The sequence below is a fragment of the Sphingobium sp. 15-1 genome, assembly GCF_013375535.1.
Lineage (GTDB): Bacteria > Pseudomonadota > Alphaproteobacteria > Sphingomonadales > Sphingomonadaceae > Sphingobium > Sphingobium aromaticivastans.
Genome location: NZ_JABXJG010000001.1, coordinates 1190721 through 1209908, shown reverse-complemented (window position 1 = coordinate 1209908; position 19188 = coordinate 1190721). Strand labels below are relative to the sequence as shown.

The following is a 19188-nucleotide window of genomic DNA, read 5'->3' as shown; positions in this document are numbered from 1 at the left end:
CGCCTCCCGCGCTCATTGCCGCAGCATGTCGCGGGCGATGATCATGCGCATCACCTGATTGGTGCCTTCCAGGATCGAATGCACGCGCAAATCGCGCCAGAAACGCTCGATCGGATAATCCATCAGATAACCATAGCCGCCATGCAGTTGCAGCGCCCGGTCGACCACGGAGGAGCCGGTGTCGGTCGCCAGCCGCTTGGCCATGGCGGCAAAGCGCGTCTTGTCGGGCGCATTCTCCGTCACCTTGACCGCCGCCGCATAGAGCAGCGTGCGCGCCGCCTGCAATTCCGTCTCCATGTCCGCCAGCATGAACTGCGTGTTCTGGAAATCAGCGATGCTCTGGCCGAACTGCTTGCGGTCCTTGGTGTAGGAGAGCGCCTCATCGATGCAACGCTGCGCCCCGCCCAGCGAGCAGGCGCCGATGTTCAGCCGCCCGCCGTCCAGGCCCATCATCGCGATGCGAAAGCCTTCGCCCTCGCCGCCGACCAGATTCTCGACTGGCACCCGCACGCCGTCGAAATTGACCTGCGCGGTCGGCTGCGAATGCCAGCCAAGCTTGCGTTCCTGCGCGCCGAAGCTGACGCCCGCCATGTCCTTCTCAATGACAAGGCAGGATATGCCCTTTGGTCCGTCGTCGCCGGTACGGACCATGACGACATAGATTTCATTCTCGCCGCCGCCGGAGATGAACTGCTTGGACCCGGTGACGACATAATGATCGCCATCCCGCACCGCCCGCGTCTTCAGCGCTGCGGCATCCGATCCCGATCCCGCTTCCGTCAGGCAATAGCTGCCGATCCGCTCCATCGGCACCATGGAGGGCAGATATTTGTCCTTCACGGCCTGCGATCCGAACCGGTCGATCATCCAGGCGGCCATATTGTGGATCGAGATGAACGCGCTGGTCGACGGACAGCCATAGGCCATCGCTTCCATGATCAGCGCCGCCTCCAGCCGCCCCAGCCCGATTCCGCCCGCTTCCTCCGACACATAGATGCCGCCAAAGCCCAGCTCCGCCGCGGCGCGGATGGTGTCGCGGGGGAAGATATGCTTTTCGTCCCACTCCGCCGCGAAAGGCGTGATCGCATCGGCGGTGAACCGGCGCGCCATCTCCTGAATGGCCAACTGGTCCTCGGTGAGATCGAACTGGCTCACAAGCTCTCCTGACGTGCACTTTAAACTCTCCTCTAGATATAATGCGGAATTGCACGCAACAACGCAGTTCTGCATAGCGTCGCAGCGATTTTGCAGTCTGGTGGGCGGTGGATGTTCGATTGGGACGATCTCAGGGTGTTTCTGGCGGTGGCGCGCACGCGCAAGATCGCCCCGGCCGCGCGCGCACTGGGGATCGACGCGACGACGATCGCCCGGCGGCTCGCCCGGCTGGAGCGCACATTGGGGCCTGAACTGTTCGAGGTGGGGGCAGGGGAGCGGACCCTGACCGCCCATGGACAGGCTCTGCTCAGCCATGCCGAGAGCATAGAAAGCGCGGCGCTCGCGGCGATGGAGGAGGCGACCGGCCGGGAACATCATCTGAGCGGCCAGGTGCGGCTGTCGGTGGCGGAGGGTTTCGGGACATGGGTGCTGGCGCCGGGGCTGGCCGATTTCAGCCGCCGCCATCCGGGCATAAGGCTCGACCTCATCACCGCCTCGGGTTTCCTCAACCCTTCCAAGCGGGAGGCGGACATGGCCGTCATGCTGGCGCGGCCGCAGCGGGGGCGGCTGTCGGTCCGGCGGATGGGCGACTATCGCCTGCACCTCTACGCGTCCCCCGCCTATCTGGCGGAGGCCGGATCGCCGCGCAGCGCGGCGGACCTGCGCGCTCATGTGCTGGTCGGTTATGTGCCCGAATTCATCTTCTCGCCCGAACTCGACTATCTGGACGAGGTGGAGGCGGGGCTGGAGGCCAGCCTGCGCGCCACCAGCATCAACATGCAGCATCGCATGATCGCGGAAGGGGCGGGCATCGGCGTGCTGCCCGATTTCATCGCCGGGCGCGATTCCGCGATGGTGCCGGTTATGGCCGATCAGGTGGAGATCATGCGCAGTTTCTGGCTCGTCACCCATGGCGACCTCAAGAAACTGCCCCGGATCGCGGCGGTCGCGCACTGGTTGCAGGAGCGTATCGAGACCTTGAAAGCGTGAGCGCCCTTTGCCAAATGGCGGGAAAGCGTTCCTAAAACCAATCGACGCCGCCCATCAGGCCCGCTAAGGGAGTCTCCATGACACGCAAATGGTCGCATCTCGCACATGCAGCATAAGTCAAAATGCAGTCGGGCGGTTGCCCTGCCCCATAGCGAATTTCGCACGCGGGCGACCGAATATCTGGATTTCCTGGCCGCCTGGGTGAAGAAACCGCGCCAGACCGCGTCGGTCGTGCCAAGCAGCCGTTATCTTGCGCGTTTGATGGTCGAGCATATCGTCCCGGAGGATGGCCGGGTGATCGAACTGGGCGGCGGCACCGGCGTCTTCACCCGCGCCATATTGCGCACCGGCCTGCCGCCCGAAAAGCTGGAGGTGGTGGAGATCAATCCGGCCTTCGCGCGCGGGTTGCGGCGCCATTTCCCGCATGTATCGGTCCTTGAAACGCCCGCGCAGATCGTTTCTACCGCGACGGCGGGCGAGGCGGGCGAATATCAGGCGGTCATCAGCGGCCTGCCGCTGCTCGCCATGGACCGCCAGATGCATGCCGACATCCTGTCCGAAAGCTTCCGCATGCTTCGGCCCGGCGGGGCCTTCATCCAGTTCACCTATTCCCTGCGTCCGCCGGTCAGCCGCGAGATTCAGGACGCGCTGGGGCTGGACGTCGTCCGCGTCGGGCAGACGGTCCGCAACTTCCCGCCCGCCACCGTCTTCCGCTTTTTCCGCAAGGGCGAATAGCGCCCGGTTGCGCTGCGCGGGCGGCACCCTATCTTTGCGCTTCAGCAGAAGGGGGCACTGCCGCGCATGGCATCCATCATTACCGTTTCCGGCCTGACCAAAAGCTATGCTTCGGGTTTTCAGGCGCTCAAGGGCGTCGACCTGGAGATAGAGGAGGGCGAGATTTTCGCGCTGCTGGGGCCGAACGGCGCCGGCAAGACCACCATGATCTCCATCATCTGCGGTAATGTCCGGCCGACCGGCGGCAGCGTCACCGTGGCGGGCCATGACATCATCCGCGGCTATCGCGGATCGCGATCCGCCATCGGGCTGGTGCCGCAGGAACTCCACACCGACGCGTTCGAGCGGGTGATCGACACCGTCACCTTCTCCCGCGGCCTGTTCGGCAAGCCGCGCAACGACGCCTATATCGAGAAGGTGCTGCGCGATCTGTCGCTCTGGGACAAGCGCAACAGCAAGATTTTGGAGCTGTCGGGCGGCATGAAGCGCCGCGTGATGATCGCCAAGGCGCTCTCGCACGAACCGCGCGTGCTGTTCCTGGACGAACCGACCGCAGGGGTCGACGTCGAACTGCGCCGCGACATGTGGAAGCTGATCGGGGAACTGCGCCAGACCGGCGTCACCATCATCCTCACCACCCATTATATTGAGGAAGCGGAGGAAATGGCCGACCGGGTCGGCGTCATCAACAAGGGTGAGCTGATATTGGTCGAGGAAAAGACCGCGCTCATGAAGAAGCTCGGCAAGAAGACGCTGACCATCGTGCTGGCTGAACCGCGTGTCGAGGTGCCGCCGGAGCTTGCCCAATGGCAGGTCACGCTGAAGGCGGACGGCCATGAGATCGAATATGTGTTCGACACCCAGGCGGAGCGGACCGGCGTGTCGTCGCTGCTGCGCAAGCTGGGCGATCTCGGCATCGGCTACAAGGACCTCAACACCGAGCAGAGCAGCCTGGAGGATATTTTCGTCAGTCTGGTCCATCAGGATCAGGAGAAGGCGGCATGAGCGGCTTCAATCCCCAGGGCGCAAGCCGTTTCAACCACCGCGCGATCTGGTCGATCTACAAGTTCGAGCTGCACCGTTTCCGCCGCACGCTGCTGACCGGGCTGCTGGTGCCGGTGATCACCACCTCGCTCTATTTCGTGGTGTTCGGCGGCGCGATCGGTTCGCGCATGACGCAGATTGACGGGATTCCCTACGCCGCCTTCATTGTGCCCGGCCTCATCATGATGTCGATGTTCACGGAGAGCATCTTCAACGCCAGCTTCGGCATCTACATGCCGAAATTCACCGGCACCATCTATGAACTGCTGTCGGCGCCAGTGTCGGCGGCGGAAACGATCATCGCCTATGTCGGCGCAGCGGCGACCAAGTCGCTGATCGTGGGCACCATCATCTTCGTGACCGCGCATCTGTTCGTCGACATCCATGTCGCCCATCCACTGGCGATGGTCGCCTTCATGATGCTGATCGCGGTCAGTTTCTGCCTGTTCGGCTTCATCCTGGGCATCTGGGCGCAAAGTTTCGAGCAGTTGCAGGTGATCCCGTTGCTGATCATCATGCCGATGACCTTTCTGGGCGGGGCCTTTTATTCGATCCACATGCTGGCGGAGCCGTGGCGGACGATCACCCTGTTCAATCCGATCGTCTATCTCATCTCCGGCTTCCGCTGGACCTTCTTCGGACGCGGCGACGTGGGGATCGAGTTCAGCCTGCTGTTCGTCGCCGGGATGCTGGCGCTTTGCCTGGGCATCATCGGCTGGATGTTCCGGACGGGCTATCGCCTGAAGAAATAAGGCGCGCAAGGCGTCCGGTTGCATCCAACCGTGCTCCTGCGCAGGCACTCGAACGAGACAGGTGGCTCGTGAGAGCCCAGTCCTGCCGTTTGAACTGGGTTCCTGCCCGCGCAGGAACACGGATCAACGCCCTAACTCAACCGGTCGATCGCTTCAGCATCCAGTCCGCCGGGGATGACCATGATCGGGCAGGGCAGCTTGCCCGCGTCGGCGCCCGCGAAGTGCGAGACGAGGACGCCGGGATGCCCGCTGGCGGCGGCCCCCAGCACCAATGCCGCGACATCGTCCATCTCCTCCAGCGTGTGGCGCACGACCGTCACTGGATCGCCCTGCCGCACGGTGATGCTGGGGCGGATGCCGGATTCGTCGGTCAGCGTGCCCGCCGCGCTCGTCACCAGCGCTTCGGCGCGTTGCAGGGCTTCATCCTCCATCGTCGCCTGCACGCCGCCCCATTGGACGAATTCGGCGGGCGGAATGAGCGCCAGGATACGAACCGCGCCCGCCGTCTTGGCGGCGCGCCGGGCAGCGAAGCGGAGCGCGGTTTCCGCCTCGGGCGATTCGTCCACGACAACCAGATATGTCCGCATCTGCTGCGTCCTTACAGGGTAACGACCATTTGGTCTTCTTCGCCACGGAGCATGTGCTGAACCCATATGGTTAGCCATGAACCAGACTGGTGAAATGTGGCTGATTATCGGCGTGCACGCAAGGCTTGGCCTTGACCGTTCCGGCCAAAGCGCCGAAACGAACCTCATTGCCCCCACGCCCGATAAAAATGAGAGGCCTTCCACCCATGAGCAAGACGATCCAGATGCCTGCCCTTTCCCCGACTATGGAAGAAGGGACGCTGGCGAAATGGCTGGTGAAGGAGGGCGATACGGTTTCGTCCGGCGATCTGCTGGCGGAAATCGAAACCGACAAGGCGACGATGGAATTCGAAGCCGTCGATGAAGGCACCGTGGCGAAGATATTGGTGGCCGAAGGGTCCGAAGGCGTGAAGGTCGGCACCGTCATCGCCATCATCGCGGAGGAAGGCGAGGACGTGTCGCAAGCCGCGAAGGGCGATGCCGCGCCCAAGCCGGCGGCCGCGCCCAAGGCCGACCCCGTTCCCGCCAAGGCGGAGGCGGCCGCACCCGCCGCTGCGGTCAAGGCTGATCCCGCGTCGGCCAAGCCCGCCGACAGCCGCGTGAACGTCAGCCCGCTCGCTCGCCGTCTGGCGGAGGCGAAGGGGCTCGATCTCGCCGCTGTGACCGGCTCAGGCCCCAATGGCCGTATCGTGAAGGCGGATATTGAGGGCACGGCGCCCGCCGCGAAGGCCGCCGCTCCGGCGCCTGCCGCAGCGCCCGCCGCTGCTCCGGCGGCCGCTCCCGCCGCCGCGCAGGACTTCGGCATCCCGCACGAAGTCGTCAAGCTGAGCGGCATGCGCAAGACCATTGCGCGCCGCCTGACTGAATCCAAGCAGCAGGTGCCGCACATCTACCTGACCGTGGATGTCCAGCTCGACAAGCTGCTGAAGCTGCGGGGCGAGCTGAACGCCGGTCTGGCTTCGCGGGGCGTCAAGCTGTCGGTTAACGACCTGCTGATCAAGGCGCTGGGCGTCGCGCTGATCCAGGTGCCGGAGTGCAATGTGCAGTTCGCGGGCGATCAGATGCTGCAATTCAAGCGCGCCGATATTTCCGTGGCGGTGTCGATCCCCGGCGGCCTGATCACGCCCATCGTGACCGAAGCCGACAGCAAGGGCGTCGCCGCCATCTCGACCGCGATGAAGGATCTTGCCAGCCGCGCCAAGGACGGCAAGCTCAAGCCGGAAGAATATCAGGGCGGCACCGCCTCGCTTTCCAACATGGGCATGTTCGGCATCAAGCAGTTCGAAGCCGTCATCAACCCGCCGCAGGGCATGATCCTGGCGATCGGCGCGGGCGAGAAGCGGCCCTTCGTCATCGATGACTCGCTTCAGATCGCGACCGTCATGTCGGCCACCGGCAGCTTCGACCACCGCGCCATCGACGGCGCCGACGGGGCACGGCTGATGCAGGTCTTCAAGGAGCTGGTCGAAAACCCGATCGGCATGCTGGCCTGATGGCTGGACAGGACGAGCAGCCGCCGGCGGACAGCCCGGCGGTGCGCGTCATCGCCATGCCGTCCGACACCAATCCCTATGGGGATATTTTCGGCGGCTGGCTGATGAGCCTGATGGATTCGGCGGCGGGTTCCGTCGCGGCCCGGCACAGCCATGGGCGCGCCGTCACCATCGCCGTAGAGGGCATGACCTTCCTGCGCCCCGTCGTCGTGGGCGATGAAGTGTCGGTCTTCGCCAGGCTGGTTTCCGTCGGGCGGACGTCGATGAGCATCGCCGTCGAGGCCTGGCGCCGCGCCCGCCATGACGACCGGTCCTATCGCGTGACCAAGGCGACCTTCACCTTCGTGGCGATCGGGGAAGATCGCCAGCCCCGTTCCGTGCCGCCCTTCACCCCTCCGGCGGCGTGACAGATTTCAGAGAAAAGCGAGTTTGATCATGGCTGAGAATTACGACGTCATCGTTCTGGGCTCCGGCCCCGGCGGCTATGTGGCCGCGATCCGCGCGGCGCAACTGGGCCTGAAGACCGCCATCGTCGAGCGCGAGAATCTGGGCGGCATCTGCCTCAACTGGGGCTGCATCCCGACGAAGGCGCTGCTGCGTTCGGCGGAAATCTATCATTATATGCAGCATGCCAAGGATTATGGTCTGGCGGCTGAAAAGATCAGCGCAGACATAGAGGCAGTGGTGAAGCGTTCGCGCGGCGTCGCGAAGCAACTCAATCAGGGCGTCACGCACCTGATGAAGAAGAACAAGATCACCGTCCATATGGGCGACGGCAAGCTGGTCGCGAAAGGCAAGCTTTCCGTCACCAAGGACGGCAAGACCGAGGAACTGACGGCGAGGAACATCATCGTCGCCACCGGCGCTCGCGCCCGCGACCTGCCCTTCGCCCCGGCGGACGGCAAGCGCGTCTGGACCTATCGCCACGCCATGACCCCGCCGGAAATGCCCAGCAAGCTGTTGGTCATTGGCTCGGGTGCGATCGGCATCGAGTTCGCCAGCTTCTACAATGACATGGGCGCTGACGTGACCGTGGTGGAGATGTTGGACCGCGTGGTGCCGGTCGAGGATGCGGACGTCTCCGCCTTCCTCGAAAAGGCGCTGAAGAAGCAGGGCATGACCATCATGACTGGCGCGGGCGTCGAGAAGCTGGAAGTCGGCGCCAATGGCGTCAAGGCCGCGATCAAGGGCAAGGACGGCAAGATCGTCAACGGCGAATACAGCCATGTCATCGTCGCCATCGGCATCGTCCCCAATACCGAGAATATCGGGCTGGAAACGCTGGGCGTGAAGACGGAGCGCGGCCATATCGTCACTGATCCCGCCTGCAATACCAATGTCGAGGGCATCTGGGCGATTGGCGACGTCACCGCGCCGCCATGGCTGGCGCACAAGGCGAGCCATGAGGGCGTGATCGCGGCGGAAGCCATTGCGGGCAAGCATCCGCATGCCATGGACCCGCGCAACATTCCGGGCTGCACCTATTGCCATCCGCAGATCGCCAGCGTCGGCCTGACCGAAGCCAAGGCCAAGGAAGCCGGTTATGAGGTGAAGGTCGGCATGTTCCCCTTCATCGGCAACGGCAAGGCGATCGCCTTGGGCGAGGCGGAAGGCTTCACCAAGACGGTGTTCGACGCCAAGACCGGCGAATTGCTGGGCGCGCATATGGTCGGCGCGGAAGTGACCGAGATGATCCAGGGCTACACCATCGGCAAGACGCTGGAGACGACCGAGGCGGAGTTGATGCACACGGTCTTCCCGCATCCGACCATCTCCGAATCCATGCATGAAAGCGTGCTGGCTGCATATGGGCGCGCGCTTCATATCTGATCGGCGCAGAGCCGTGGCAAAAGGCGCGGGAGCTTTGGCTCTCGCGCTTTTTTGCGTTCTGATGATTGCGCTGGCGCAGCGGCACGGATTGCTGGACGGGCTGAATGTCCGCCTGATGGGAATGGCGGGACGGGCGCGGCAAAGCGGCGCGGGCGTTCTCGTCACTGGGATGATGCAACTGGCTTCGATGATCGGCGGAACGGCGGTGCGCTTTGCGCTATTGGGCGCCTGTTTTGTTGGCCTCTGGAGCAAAGCGAGGGCGCGTGCCTTCTGGCTTTTATGGGTGGTCGTAGGCGGGACGCTGCTCAATCTGGCGCTCAAGCAGGTTTTTGCGGAACCTCGACCGGACTTGCTGCCGCATCTCGACATCGTGCACAGCTATAGCTTCCCGAGCGGGCATGCGGCGGGGAACATGATCTTCTTCGGCGCGCTGGCGATGCTGGCGGGGCGGCGGTCCGCCTATGTCGGGGCCGCGCTGGCGATTGCGGTGATCGGGATCAGCCGGGTCTGGCTAGGGGTGCATTGGCCGAGTGATGTAGTGGCCGGATGGATCGAGGGACTGGGCTGGCTGGCGCTCTGCGGCGTCTGGCTACCAGCGCGGCGAGGGCAGGGTGAGGGCGCGGGTCAGGCTGCGATAGGGAGGCATGCCGTCGGCGGTGACGAAGCCATGGACCCAGAAGCTGTCGAACGCGGTCGCGGCGGCGACTGACAGCAACAGCAGCGCCGATCCGGCGAACAGGATGCGTGCGCCGCGAAGCGGTTCTTCGGGCATGAAGGCCATCAGCGCCAGCGGCAGGAGGGGCAGGAAATAGCGGCCCTGCGTCCCCTGAATATAGTCCGCGCCAAGCGGCGTGCCGGTCAGATACATGGCGGTTTCGATCAGCAGGGCCACACCCGCGACGATGGCGAGCCACCAGAGCCTTTGGCCGAGCGAAAAGCGCATGGCCGATCCGCAGAGGACTGCCGCGCCCAGCATCGCCAGCGCCAGCGGATAGGCCAGTAAGGGCAGCAATATGGCGTTCCAGCCGAAACGGCCTACGATCTGGAGCGCATAGACCGGTGCCCGCTCGGTCACGCTGGTCACGAGGACATGGAGATAGGCGAGGGGATCGTGGAGGATCACGGCCAGTTGCTGGCCGAGCGGCGCGGTCATGACCGTCTCGCCCGTCTTGCGCGACATGATATGATAGAGCGCCTGGCTACCCCCGGAAAATTTCATCCAGATTAGGAAGGCCAGCGCGCCGAGCGCCATCGCGGCAAGGATCGACACGGCGCGAAGATCGCGGCGGTTTCCGGGCCATTGCCATCCCGCGGCCATCAACGGCAGATAGACGCCCTTCGCCAGCGCCAGCAGCGGCGCCGTCAGATAGAGCGCGAGCCCGCGCTTGCCGGTCCATCCCATGAAACCCACCCGCAGCGCCAGGGCAAGGCCTAGAAAGCCCATGCCGTTGATCACCGCATCGGGCGAGAGCGAGCCATTTTGATAGCAGAAAGTCGGCAACAGCGCTGTGGCGAGCATGGCGTTGCGGCCGAAGGGAAGAAGGCCAAGCGCCGCGCCCAGCATGATGAGGGAGAAAAGAGCATTGACCATCCGGCCGCCATAAAAGGCGCCGAGCCGAGGCAGGCCAAGCCTGTTTCCGATCGTCAGGCCGATCGCGCCGGGCAGGTAAAGGGTGGGCGCATAATTGGCCACATTGGGGAAATCGGCAAAACCGCGCTCTTTGCCCGCCGCGTCATCGGCATGCCAGGCCTCGTCCAGCCTATCGCGATCGAACAGGCGGGGAGCGGATGATGCGCGCGTGGGAAAATAGACGTCGTGCAGATCGATGGCGGCACGGGGAAGCTCCGCGCCGATCATGGCGCCACGCTGTTCGGTCAGGATGCCGCCCTCCGAAAGCAGCAGGGCCTTGATATAATGCTGATTTTCGTCGGGCGCCTGAAAGGGCGGGGTAATGCAGGCGAAGAACAGCGTGGCGATGCAGATCAGGGCATAGAGCCCCTTTTCGAGCCCGGTCCATGGCATGTCGCCCGCGACGGGCCGCCGCGTCCGCATGAATGCCTGTCTTTCCTGTCGCATCGATCGACCCTGATCCCGCCTTGTCCTGCTCTGGGTCAGTCGATCTAGCGTCAAGCTCTTAATATTTCGCGCTTCTTTCTGATCTGCATCAGGATGTTCGGCGGTTTCCCCGTAAGTCTTCGGTAATATTTCCGCGCCATGGTCGGCGGTGGAGAAAAATCATGTATCTTATTGATTTCCGGCATGATCTGAACCTGCTCGACATCAAATGGACAGGTCTGTTCACGGATGAGATCATCGCTGAATATGCCCGCATATTGAAGCGCCAGTTCGTCGAGCAGAGTTTCAAGCCGGGCTATCTGCTGCGGATGGACATGACGGAAAGCGCCGTCCAGAGCCGATATGGGGTCGAATCCTTCGGCCGTTATCTGGGGGATTTCCCCAAAGCCCGGCGCATCGCCATCGTCACGCCCAGCGTCATCGCGCGCATGCAGGTGCGCCGCGTGATGACCCAGCCCTATTTGCGGATATTTCCGCTGGCCCGCCCGGCGCTGGATTGGCTGCTGGCGGATGAGGCCGTGGCGGTCGATTAGATCTGGATTGTGCCGGCAGTTGGTCAATTGCTGACATTCTTGATCCTCCCCATCGGTAGATGGGGAGGGGGACCACCGCCGAAGGCGGTGGTGGAGGGGAACTGGCACGACCTGCGCGTTTTTCCCTCCGTCAGGCCTGCGGCCTGCCACCTCCCATCTATCGATGGGGAGGATTAGAACGTCCAATCTCCACCCAATGCCGCCCGCATGTTCAGCCGAACCTCAAGCCCCGCCAACCCGCAATCGAAAAGATCACGCCTCATCCTCGATCTCCCGTTCCGCGGGAGGGTGCAGGCGCAGGCGGCTGACGCGGCGGCCGTCGCTGGCGAGGATTTCCAGTTTCCAGCCGCTTTCCTCATGCTCGATGATTTCGCCCGGCTCCGGAACCCGGCCCGCGATCACGAAGGCCAGGCCGCCCAGCGTATCGACATCTTCCTCAATATCGGCCAGCTTTTCGTCAATCTCCTTGGCGACATCCTCCAATTCGGCGCGGGCATCGGCTTCCCAGAGGCCGCCTTCCAGCGGAACCAGCATTACCTCGGGCTCTTCGTCATGCTCGTCCTCGACTTCCCCGACGATTTCCTCGACCAGATCCTCGAAGGTGAGCAGGCCCTCGGTGCCCGAATATTCGTCCAGCACGATGGCGAGATGGGTCCGCTTGGCGCGCATTTCAGCGAGCAGGTCCAGCGCGCCCATGCTTTCGGGAACATAGAGCGGCTGACGGATCAGCGGCTCCAACGTATCGGGCACCGGCGCCTTGCCCGCCAATATGGCGAAGGCGTCGCGGATGTGGATCATGCCGACGATCCTATCCAGATTCTCGCGATAGACCGGGATGCGGCTATGCCCGGCTTCCGCGAACAGCGCCGCAAGGTCGGCAAAGCTCGCCTTTTCCTCGATGGCGATGATGTCCGCGCGGGGAACGGCCACATCGTCGACCGTATGTTCGGAAAAATGGAGGAGGTTGCGGACCATCTGCCGCTCGATCGCGGACAGGTCGCCCTTGGCGGGAGGGGCTGCGCCTTCCTCCTGCTCCTCCTCATCATATTCGTCGAGCGCATCCTCCAGCTCGCGGCGGAGGCTGGTGCTCTCTTCCTCACCGAAAAGCAGCGACTTCAGGCCGCTCCATAAACCGCCTTCGTTGCTGCTACTGTCCGATTCCTTGGAACCGTTGCCGTCCTTCGGACTGCCTTCAGCCATTGTGTTTCCTGTTCCCCTGTTTCAGCGATCCCCATAAGGATCGGAAATGCCAAGGCTGATCAGCGATTGCGTCTCCAACGCCTCCATCGCTTCGGCCTCGGCGTCCTCCATATGATCATATCCCAGCAAATGGAAAGTCCCATGAATGATGAGATGGGTCGCGTGATCGGCAATGGAGATGCCTTTTTCAGCGGCTTCGGCGGCGCAGACCCCTTCCGCTAGCACGATGTCGCCCAATATGACCTCGCCGTCGTCGGTGTTGGCGGTGGCTTCGAGCAGGTCCGACTGCACCATCGGGAAGGACAGGACGTTGGTCGGCTTGTCCTTGTCCCGATAGGCGCGGTTGAGCTGGTGGACTTCCTCGTCGGTGGTAAGCTTGACCGCAACTTCATAGAGCGCCTCGTCGGCGGCGAAGGCGGCATAGGGGCTATGCGTGATCGCGGCGACGACGGCCCGCTGGGCCAGCAATTCCCAATCGGTATCGGGCCACCCCTGTTCGTGGAGGACGGCGACTTCAATCATCTTCAAGAATTCCGTTCGTGTCGAGCGCAGTCGAGACATGGTGAGGGCTGACACATCGTTTCTCGCCCTTGGCCTGTCCTGAGCGCCTGCCTTGGCAGGAAGTCGAAGGGCTCGAAACGAACGGTGGTTGGGCGTGCATCTCAGGCATCCGGGCCTTCATAAGCCTGGACGATGCGGCCCACGACCGGATGGCGGACCACGTCGCTGATGCCGAAAGGCACGACGGAGATGCCATCCACGCCTTCAAGGCGCGTCACCGCGTCGGCCAGACCGGAAATGCCCGGCTGCGGCAGATCGACCTGACGCGGGTCGCCGCAGATGACCATGCGGCTGCCTTCACCGAAGCGGGTCAGGAACATCTTCATCTGCGCGATGGTGGTGTTCTGCGCCTCGTCCAGCACGATGAAGGCGTTGGACAGGGTGCGACCGCGCATGAAGGCGAGGGGCGCGATCTCGATCTCGCCGGACGCGATGCGGCGTTCGACCTGCTCTGCGGGGAGCGTGTCGTAGAGCGCGTCGTAGATCGGGCGGAGATAGGGGTCGACCTTCTCCTTCATGTCGCCGGGCAGGAAACCCAGGCGCTCGCCCGCTTCGACGGCGGGACGGGACAGGATCAGGCGGTCGACGCTGCCGGTGATGAGCTGGCTCACCGCCTGCGCGACGGCGAGGTAGGTCTTGCCGGTGCCTGCCGGGCCAAGCGCGAAGATGATGTCGTTGCGGGTGAGCGCTTCCATGTATGTCACCTGCGTCGCGGAACGCGGCACGATCGTCTTCTTGCGCGTGCGGATCATCACCTTGGGCGGTTCGGCCACGTCATGGCGGATGATGCCGTCCAGTGTCGGTTCGGCGGACATGGCGATGACCGCCTCGACCGCGCCCGCGTCGATTTCCTGCCCGGCGACGATGCGGTTATAGAGCCCGGTCATCACGTCGCGGGCGCGGGCAGCGGCTTCGGCCTCGCCCTCGATCTGGAGCTTGTTGCCGCGCGCCGCGATATAGACGCCCAGGCGGTTTTCGATGGCGACCAGATTCTGGTCATATTGCCCGAAGAGCGCGCCCAGCAGGTGCGGGCGGTCGAAAATCACTTCCAGGCGCGCGCGTTCAGCGACGTCGGTGCGATGGTTCTGGTTCGGTTTCTTCGACATTCAGCAGCCTCCCATCTCTTTAGTCATACCCGCGTAGGCGGGTATCCATCTCCTGTCGTTTGCGCCTGGTGGACAGGTTGGGAGATGGGTTCCCGCCTTCGCGGGAACGACTTTGAGTTGGTTCAAGCGGCCTTCCTCCTGCTGGGTTCGCCGGCCAGACTGTTCGGACCGGCGCTGATGATGTCGACTTCCACCATGGCACCGATCGAAAGTTCCGGCGCGGTGACGTGGACGGATTGGAGCCATGGCGTCTTGCCGATGAGCTGGCCGGAGTGGCGGCCCTTGCGCTCCAGCAAGATGTCGGTGCGGCGGCCGACGGTGGCGCCGTTGAATTCGGCCTGATGGCGGTTGATCAGCGCCTGCAGGCGGGCGAGGCGTTCGTCCATCACCTCCGCCGGGATCTGGCCGTCCATGTCGGCCGCCGGGGTGCCGGGGCGCGAGCTATATTTGAAAGAATAGCATTGCGCATAACGCACTTGCTCGACGATCTTCAGAGTATCTTCGAAGTCGGCGTCGGTCTCGCCGGGGAAGCCGACGATGAAATCCCCCGACAGCGCTATATCGGGACGAGCCTCGCGAACCCGCTCGATGATGCGCAGATAGCTGTCGGCGCTGTGGCTGCGGTTCATCGCCTTCAGGATGCGGTCGTTGCCCGACTGCACCGGCAGATGGAGGAAGGGCATCAGCTTGGGTTCGTCGCCATGGGCGGCGATCAGGCCGTCGCTCATGTCGTTGGGATGGCTGGTGGTGTAGCGGATGCGCTTGAGGGCATCGATCTTCGCCAGTTCGCGGACCAGGCCGTCCATGCCCTGCATCCGGCCCTTGCCGTCCTCTCCGGTCCAGGCATTGACGTTCTGGCCCAACAGGGTGATCTCCCGAACGCCGCCGTCGACCAGCGCCTTGGCTTCATCGAGGATGGCGGACCAGCTCCGGCTGATTTCCGCGCCGCGCGTATAGGGCACCACGCAATAGGTGCAGAATTTGTCGCAGCCTTCCATGATCGTCAGGAAAGCCGTGGGCCGCGCCTGTTTGGTGCGGCCGGGCAGGGCGGCGAATTTCGACGCCAGCGGCATGTCGGTGTCGACCGCCGCCTCGCCGCGACCGGCCTTGTCGATCAGGTCCGGCAGCCGGTGATAGGCCTGCGGGCCGACGACGATGTCGACATTGCGGGCGCGGCGCTGGATTTCCCCGCCCTCGGCCTGCGCGACGCAGCCGGCGACGGCGATCATCGGGCGGCTGCCATCCTCGCGGGTCATGCGGCCGATGTCGGAATAAACCTTGTCCACCGCCTTTTCGCGAATGTGGCAGGTGTTGAGGATGACCAGATCGGCCTCGGCGCCGTCGGCCGCGGCGGTCATGCCGCGCTCGCCCAGCATCTCGGCCATGCGCTCGCCATCATAGACGTTCATCTGGCAGCCGAAGGATTTGACGTGGAATGTCGCTGGAGTCTTTGGGGCGTCGTACCGATTCATGCGGTCCAGCTATACAAGGGGTGCGCCGCAAGTAAAAGGCGGCAGGTGCTCTGTAATGCTGGCGGCGATTCTTTCCTGCGTCATCATCGCCAAAAGCTTGCGATCCGGGCAGATTGCCGGGTCGAAAGGCTCCAGAAAGCGCAGGGTGACGTCAAGCCGGCCCTGGCGTTCGAGCAATCTTTTGACGTTTGCGCCCGCCGGTTCGTCGCTATGCCAACTGATTTCGGCGGTGGCCGCGCCATAGTCGATATGGACCGGCTGAATCCGAACGGAGCGGGGAGGCGGCAGGAGTACCGCAAGCAGGGATGGCTTGAAGGGCAGCAGGCCGCTGCCGTCGCTGGTCGTGCCTTCCGGAAACAACGCGATCGGCTGATGCCCGGCAAGGGCGGCGCGCAAGGCGTCAAGCTGCGATGAAAGCGCGCCGCGCCGGTTGCGGGCGACGAACAATGTGTTGTTCTGCGCGGCGAGCCAGCCGATGATCGGCCAGCCGGCTATGCCGTCATGCGCGACGAAGGCCGATCCGGTTGCGCCGCCAAGGGCCAATATATCGACCCAACTGACGTGGTTGGCGATGATGAAGCTGTCGCCGTGGAAGGGGTGCCCCTCGATCCGCATGCGCGCGCCGACGGATCGCGCCGCCATGGCCAGGAAGCGGCGCGGCCAGGGCGAATGCCGCCCGGCGGCGCTCCATAGCAAATGCAGCGGAAGGCATAGCAGCAGGCTGGCGCCGAGCGCCCCGATGCGCGTCCAGCGCCGAACCATGCGGCGGAGCCGGGTCAAGCGGCTTCAGTTCTTGCGGTCGAGCGCGACGCCGTACAGTTCCATCCGATGGTCGACCAGACGGAAACCCAGCTTTTCCGCGATCTGCTTTTGAAGCTGCTCCAGCTCGGGATCGACGAATTCGATGACATTGCCGGTCTCGACATCGATCAGATGGTCGTGATGGGATTCGGGCGCCGCCTCGTAACGGGCGCGGCCGTCACCGAAATCATGCCGATCCAATATGCCCGCTTCTTCGAACAGGCGAACGGTGCGGTAGACGGTGGCGATGGAAATGCCCGGATCGATCGCGGCGGAGCGCCTGTGCAATTCCTCCACATCCGGATGGTCAGTGGCGTCGCTCAACACCTGGGCGATGACGCGGCGCTGTTCAGTGATGCGCAGACCCTTTTCGTGGCAAAGGGCTTCGACGTCGATCTTGCGGTTCATGCAGGCTCACTTGGCTGAAATGTACGTAAGTCGGCAAGAGCCTAGCGGCTTTTGTCCTAGTATAAAAGGGGCGCGCTGTGGGCGCACCCCTTTGCATGGGCTTTTGCCTTCGGTCGCGGCTTATTTGGCGGCGCGCGTACGCCGACGCTTGGTGCCGAGGCCGATTTTCTTTGCAAGGCTGCGGCGCTGTTCCGCATAATTGGGCGCGACCATCGGATAATCGGCCGGCAGGCTCCACTTCGCGCGATAATCATCAGGCGTCATCTGATAATGAGTCATCAGGTGACGCTTCAGCATCTTGAGCTTCTTGCCGTCTTCCAGGCAGATGATGTAGTCGGGCTTGATCGAGGAGCGGACCGACACGGCGGGCTCGGGCTTCACTTCCGGCGCGGCGGCCGGCGTGGTGAGACCCGAAAGCGCGGCGTGCACATTCTGGATCAGGGTAGATACGTCAGAGACGGCGACGCTGTTGTTCGAGACATGGGCCGCGACAATATCCGACGTCAAAGTAATGAGCAATTCGCTCTGCGCTGATTCGATTTCCATTTCTTTTCCTTGCGAAGGCTATTGGTTATGCGACCCGCCCAGGGAAAATCATTTCAGGAGCGGCATGGGTCAGCTATACCGATGGTTTCTGTTTTGCAAGAGTGGATTTAAATCATCTAAGCATGTCGATACGAAAGCTTAGCGCATCATGAAGTTGTCCGTCATTGCCGCGATAGTAACCGGGACGACGGTGTACATATTCGAACCCGGCTTTTTCATACAGCCTTATTGCCGTATTGGACGCCCTAACTTCCAGATTCATCGACGTAATGCCCCGCCTGCGCGCCGTCCTGAGGCTGTCGAGCAACAGCGCCTCGCCAATGCCCCGGCCGCGCCAGAGCGGGCTGACCGCCAGCAGCAGCAGCTCGCATTCGTCCAGCACCGAGCGGACCAGGGCAAATCCCAGCGGCGCGGCGTCGATCCTGGCGATGGTCAACCAGGTGCCGGGCATCGTCATCACGCCGGCAAGCTGGGGCAGCGTCCAGGCTTCACCGAAGGCGGGGTCGAAGGCGCGGGCCATGACGTCCATGGCGTCGCTCACCGCATTGCGTTCGCCCTCGTCATAGGTGTCGAGGATCAGGCCGGGGGTCATGACGGCATCCGCTCGCTCATCGGCCGCGCATCGGCGTCGCGGCAATAAATGGGCGAGGGAGGGAGCGGCGGGAGCCCGGCGACCAGCGGATAGTCGGCGGCGTCGGGATAAAGGCTGACCGCCGTGCCATGGCCCCGCGCTGTCACCAGCGCCTCGGCGCCCGTGCCGTAGAGCAGGGGATGGTCGAGCCGTTCCGCCAATGTCGCGATCGGCGTGGAAGCGGGGGTGGTGAGCGGCGTCAGTCCGTCAGCGGAGAAGCTCTGCCAGAACAGCTCGCCATGACCCCCGGTGATGGTGACGGCCAGGGACTCGCCCTTATGCCCGGCCGCCGCCTTGGCCGCGATCAGGCTCAGCGCGCCATAGCCGTGAAGCGGGATGCCCCAGGCCAGCGCCAGCGCGCGGGCGGCGGCTATGCCGATGCGGACGCCGGTGAAACTGCCGGGACCGACATCGACGGCGATGGCGTCGGCCTTGCCGCCGTCGGGCATTGCGGCGATGGCGGGCAGCAGCGCTTCGGCATGGCCGCGTCGACGATTTCATGGAAATGGCCGATGGGCGCGCCGTCATCGAGCAGCGCCACGGACAGCGCCTGTGTCGCGGTGTCGATGACCAATATGCGCAAAGAAAACCCCTGTAGAGCGATCGCCCGATGCGATGCGTAGATCAGCGGTTAGTCGATCGAGACCGATTTGCCAATTGGCCGTTCCCGCTCAGACGGCGCGAACCTCGGTCACTTCAGGAACATAATGTTTGAGCAACTGTTCGATCCCGTTTTTCAGCGTCGCCGTGGAGGAGGGGCAGCCCGAACAGGCGCCCTGCATGCGCAGGTAAACGGTGCCCTTGTCGAAGCCGCGATAAATGATGTCGCCGCCGTCATTGGCCACGGCGGGGCGGACGCGGGTGTCGATCAGCTCGCGGATTTGCGCGACGATTTCCGCGTCTTCCGGGTCGTCGGCAAATTCCTCCTCGTCCGGCACGAAGATTTCGCCGGCCGATCCCGGTGCGAACAGCGGCATATTGGCGGAGAAATGTTCGAGCAGGGTCGCGAGAATGTCGGGCTTCACGTCGCTCCATTGCGAACCCGGCGCGATGGTGACGGAAATGAAGTCGCCGCCGAAGAACACGCCCGTCACGTCGCCCAGGCCGAATAGCGCGGACGCCAAGGGAGAAGCTTCCGCCTCCTCCGGCGTGGCGAAATCGCGGGTGCCCATGCCCATGACCACGCGGCCGGGGATGAACTTGACGGTGGCCGGATTGGGCGTCGCTTCAGTCTCGATCAACATGCGCGTTATGTGGAGAGAAGACT

The 19188-nt window shown here is 63.6% G+C and carries 21 protein-coding genes and 1 pseudogene; 9 read left to right on the top strand and 13 right to left on the bottom strand.

Going from position 1 to position 19188, the window contains the following annotated elements:
- Positions 1-12 precede the first annotated feature (12 nt).
- Positions 13-1155, bottom strand: coding sequence for an acyl-CoA dehydrogenase family protein (locus HUK72_RS05570; protein WP_176595894.1), 1143 nt, complete (start codon positions 1153-1155; stop codon positions 13-15).
- A 111-nt stretch (positions 1156-1266) separates the two neighbouring features.
- On the opposite strand from HUK72_RS05570, the gene HUK72_RS05565 reads away from it, so the two are divergent.
- The 4 genes from HUK72_RS05565 (at position 1267) to HUK72_RS05550 (ending at position 4676) form a co-directional block, all read left to right on the top strand.
- Positions 1267-2145 (top strand): LysR family transcriptional regulator, encoded by an 879-nt coding sequence (locus HUK72_RS05565; RefSeq protein ID WP_176595893.1) that lies wholly within the window; start codon positions 1267-1269, stop codon positions 2143-2145.
- Positions 2146-2250: 105 nt separating this feature from the next.
- On the top strand, positions 2251-2880 hold the full coding sequence (locus tag HUK72_RS05560) for a class I SAM-dependent methyltransferase (protein WP_176595892.1): 630 nt from the start codon (positions 2251-2253) through the stop codon (positions 2878-2880).
- Positions 2881-2946: 66 nt separating this feature from the next.
- Complete coding sequence (locus HUK72_RS05555; protein WP_176595891.1) at positions 2947-3885, top strand: ABC transporter ATP-binding protein; 939 nt, start codon at positions 2947-2949, stop codon at positions 3883-3885.
- Positions 3882-4676, top strand: coding sequence for an ABC transporter permease (locus tag HUK72_RS05550; protein WP_176595890.1), 795 nt, complete (start codon positions 3882-3884; stop codon positions 4674-4676). Before HUK72_RS05555 ends, HUK72_RS05550 begins: the two co-directional genes overlap by 4 nt.
- Positions 4677-4807: 131 nt before the next feature.
- On the opposite strand, the gene HUK72_RS05545 is transcribed toward HUK72_RS05550, so the two are convergent.
- Positions 4808-5263, bottom strand: a complete 456-nt coding sequence (locus HUK72_RS05545) for a universal stress protein (RefSeq protein WP_176595889.1) — start codon at positions 5261-5263, stop codon at positions 4808-4810.
- 206 nt (positions 5264-5469) lie between these two features.
- On the opposite strand from HUK72_RS05545, the gene HUK72_RS05540 reads away from it, so the two are divergent.
- The 4 genes from HUK72_RS05540 to HUK72_RS05525 are packed head-to-tail and all read left to right on the top strand — an operon-like array spanning position 5470 to position 9295.
- Positions 5470-6756 carry a pyruvate dehydrogenase complex dihydrolipoamide acetyltransferase gene (locus tag HUK72_RS05540; protein ID WP_176595888.1) on the top strand — a complete coding sequence of 429 codons (1287 nt, stop codon included), beginning with the start codon at positions 5470-5472 and terminating at the stop codon, positions 6754-6756.
- Positions 6756-7163, top strand: coding sequence for an acyl-CoA thioesterase (locus HUK72_RS05535; protein WP_176595887.1), 408 nt, complete (start codon positions 6756-6758; stop codon positions 7161-7163). The genes HUK72_RS05540 and HUK72_RS05535 overlap by 1 nt, the downstream gene beginning before the upstream one ends.
- Positions 7164-7191: 28 nt before the next feature.
- Positions 7192-8586 carry a dihydrolipoyl dehydrogenase gene (lpdA, locus tag HUK72_RS05530; RefSeq protein WP_176595886.1) on the top strand — a complete coding sequence of 465 codons (1395 nt, stop codon included), beginning with the start codon at positions 7192-7194 and terminating at the stop codon, positions 8584-8586.
- Positions 8564-9295 carry a phosphatase PAP2 family protein gene (locus HUK72_RS05525; RefSeq protein ID WP_176595885.1) on the top strand — a complete coding sequence of 244 codons (732 nt, stop codon included), beginning with the start codon at positions 8564-8566 and terminating at the stop codon, positions 9293-9295. Before lpdA ends, HUK72_RS05525 begins: the two co-directional genes overlap by 23 nt.
- Here HUK72_RS05525 and HUK72_RS05520 read toward each other — a convergent pair.
- Positions 9176-10663 carry a DUF2142 domain-containing protein gene (locus HUK72_RS05520; RefSeq protein ID WP_176595884.1) on the bottom strand — a complete coding sequence of 496 codons (1488 nt, stop codon included), beginning with the start codon at positions 10661-10663 and terminating at the stop codon, positions 9176-9178. The two genes, HUK72_RS05525 and HUK72_RS05520, sit on opposite strands and share 120 nt — an antisense overlap.
- A 161-nt stretch (positions 10664-10824) precedes the next feature.
- Between HUK72_RS05520 and HUK72_RS05515 the strand changes: the two genes are divergently transcribed.
- On the top strand, positions 10825-11196 hold the full coding sequence (locus HUK72_RS05515; protein WP_176595883.1) for an STAS/SEC14 domain-containing protein: 372 nt from the start codon (positions 10825-10827) through the stop codon (positions 11194-11196).
- 252 nt (positions 11197-11448) lie between these two features.
- On the opposite strand, the gene HUK72_RS05510 is transcribed toward HUK72_RS05515, so the two are convergent.
- The 10 genes and pseudogenes from HUK72_RS05510 to HUK72_RS05465 all read right to left on the bottom strand — a co-directional run bounded on the left by HUK72_RS05510 (position 11449) and on the right by HUK72_RS05465 (position 19165).
- Positions 11449-12396 carry a hemolysin family protein gene (locus HUK72_RS05510; protein WP_176595882.1) on the bottom strand — a complete coding sequence of 316 codons (948 nt, stop codon included), beginning with the start codon at positions 12394-12396 and terminating at the stop codon, positions 11449-11451.
- Positions 12397-12417: 21 nt separating this feature from the next.
- The gene (gene ybeY / locus HUK72_RS05505; protein WP_176595881.1) at positions 12418-12918 is read right to left on the bottom strand and encodes an rRNA maturation RNase YbeY; all 501 of its coding nucleotides are present in this window, start codon (positions 12916-12918) and stop codon (positions 12418-12420) included.
- Positions 12919-13058: 140 nt separating this feature from the next.
- The gene (locus HUK72_RS05500; protein WP_176595880.1) at positions 13059-14063 is read right to left on the bottom strand and encodes a PhoH family protein; all 1005 of its coding nucleotides are present in this window, start codon (positions 14061-14063) and stop codon (positions 13059-13061) included.
- A gap of 122 nt (positions 14064-14185) precedes the next feature.
- The gene (gene miaB / locus HUK72_RS05495) at positions 14186-15535 is read right to left on the bottom strand and encodes a tRNA (N6-isopentenyl adenosine(37)-C2)-methylthiotransferase MiaB (protein ID WP_176595879.1); all 1350 of its coding nucleotides are present in this window, start codon (positions 15533-15535) and stop codon (positions 14186-14188) included.
- A 9-nt stretch (positions 15536-15544) separates the two neighbouring features.
- Entirely contained in the window at positions 15545-16297 is a 753-nt protein-coding gene (locus HUK72_RS05490) for a 1-acyl-sn-glycerol-3-phosphate acyltransferase (RefSeq protein ID WP_176595878.1), read from the bottom strand.
- A 24-nt stretch (positions 16298-16321) separates the two neighbouring features.
- Complete coding sequence (locus HUK72_RS05485) at positions 16322-16744, bottom strand: Fur family transcriptional regulator (RefSeq protein ID WP_013847009.1); 423 nt, start codon at positions 16742-16744, stop codon at positions 16322-16324.
- Between the two features lie 120 nt (positions 16745-16864).
- Positions 16865-17290 carry a MucR family transcriptional regulator gene (locus HUK72_RS05480; protein WP_176595877.1) on the bottom strand — a complete coding sequence of 142 codons (426 nt, stop codon included), beginning with the start codon at positions 17288-17290 and terminating at the stop codon, positions 16865-16867.
- 112 nt (positions 17291-17402) lie between these two features.
- Positions 17403-17882 carry a GNAT family N-acetyltransferase gene (locus HUK72_RS05475; protein ID WP_176595876.1) on the bottom strand — a complete coding sequence of 160 codons (480 nt, stop codon included), beginning with the start codon at positions 17880-17882 and terminating at the stop codon, positions 17403-17405.
- A pseudogene (tsaB, locus tag HUK72_RS05470) lies at positions 17879-18504 on the bottom strand (tRNA (adenosine(37)-N6)-threonylcarbamoyltransferase complex dimerization subunit type 1 TsaB). The gene HUK72_RS05475 and the pseudogene tsaB overlap by 4 nt, the downstream one beginning before the upstream one ends.
- Positions 18505-18592: 88 nt before the next feature.
- Entirely contained in the window at positions 18593-19165 is a 573-nt protein-coding gene (locus HUK72_RS05465) for a NifU family protein (protein ID WP_176595875.1), read from the bottom strand.
- Between the last annotated feature and the right edge of the window lie 23 nt (positions 19166-19188).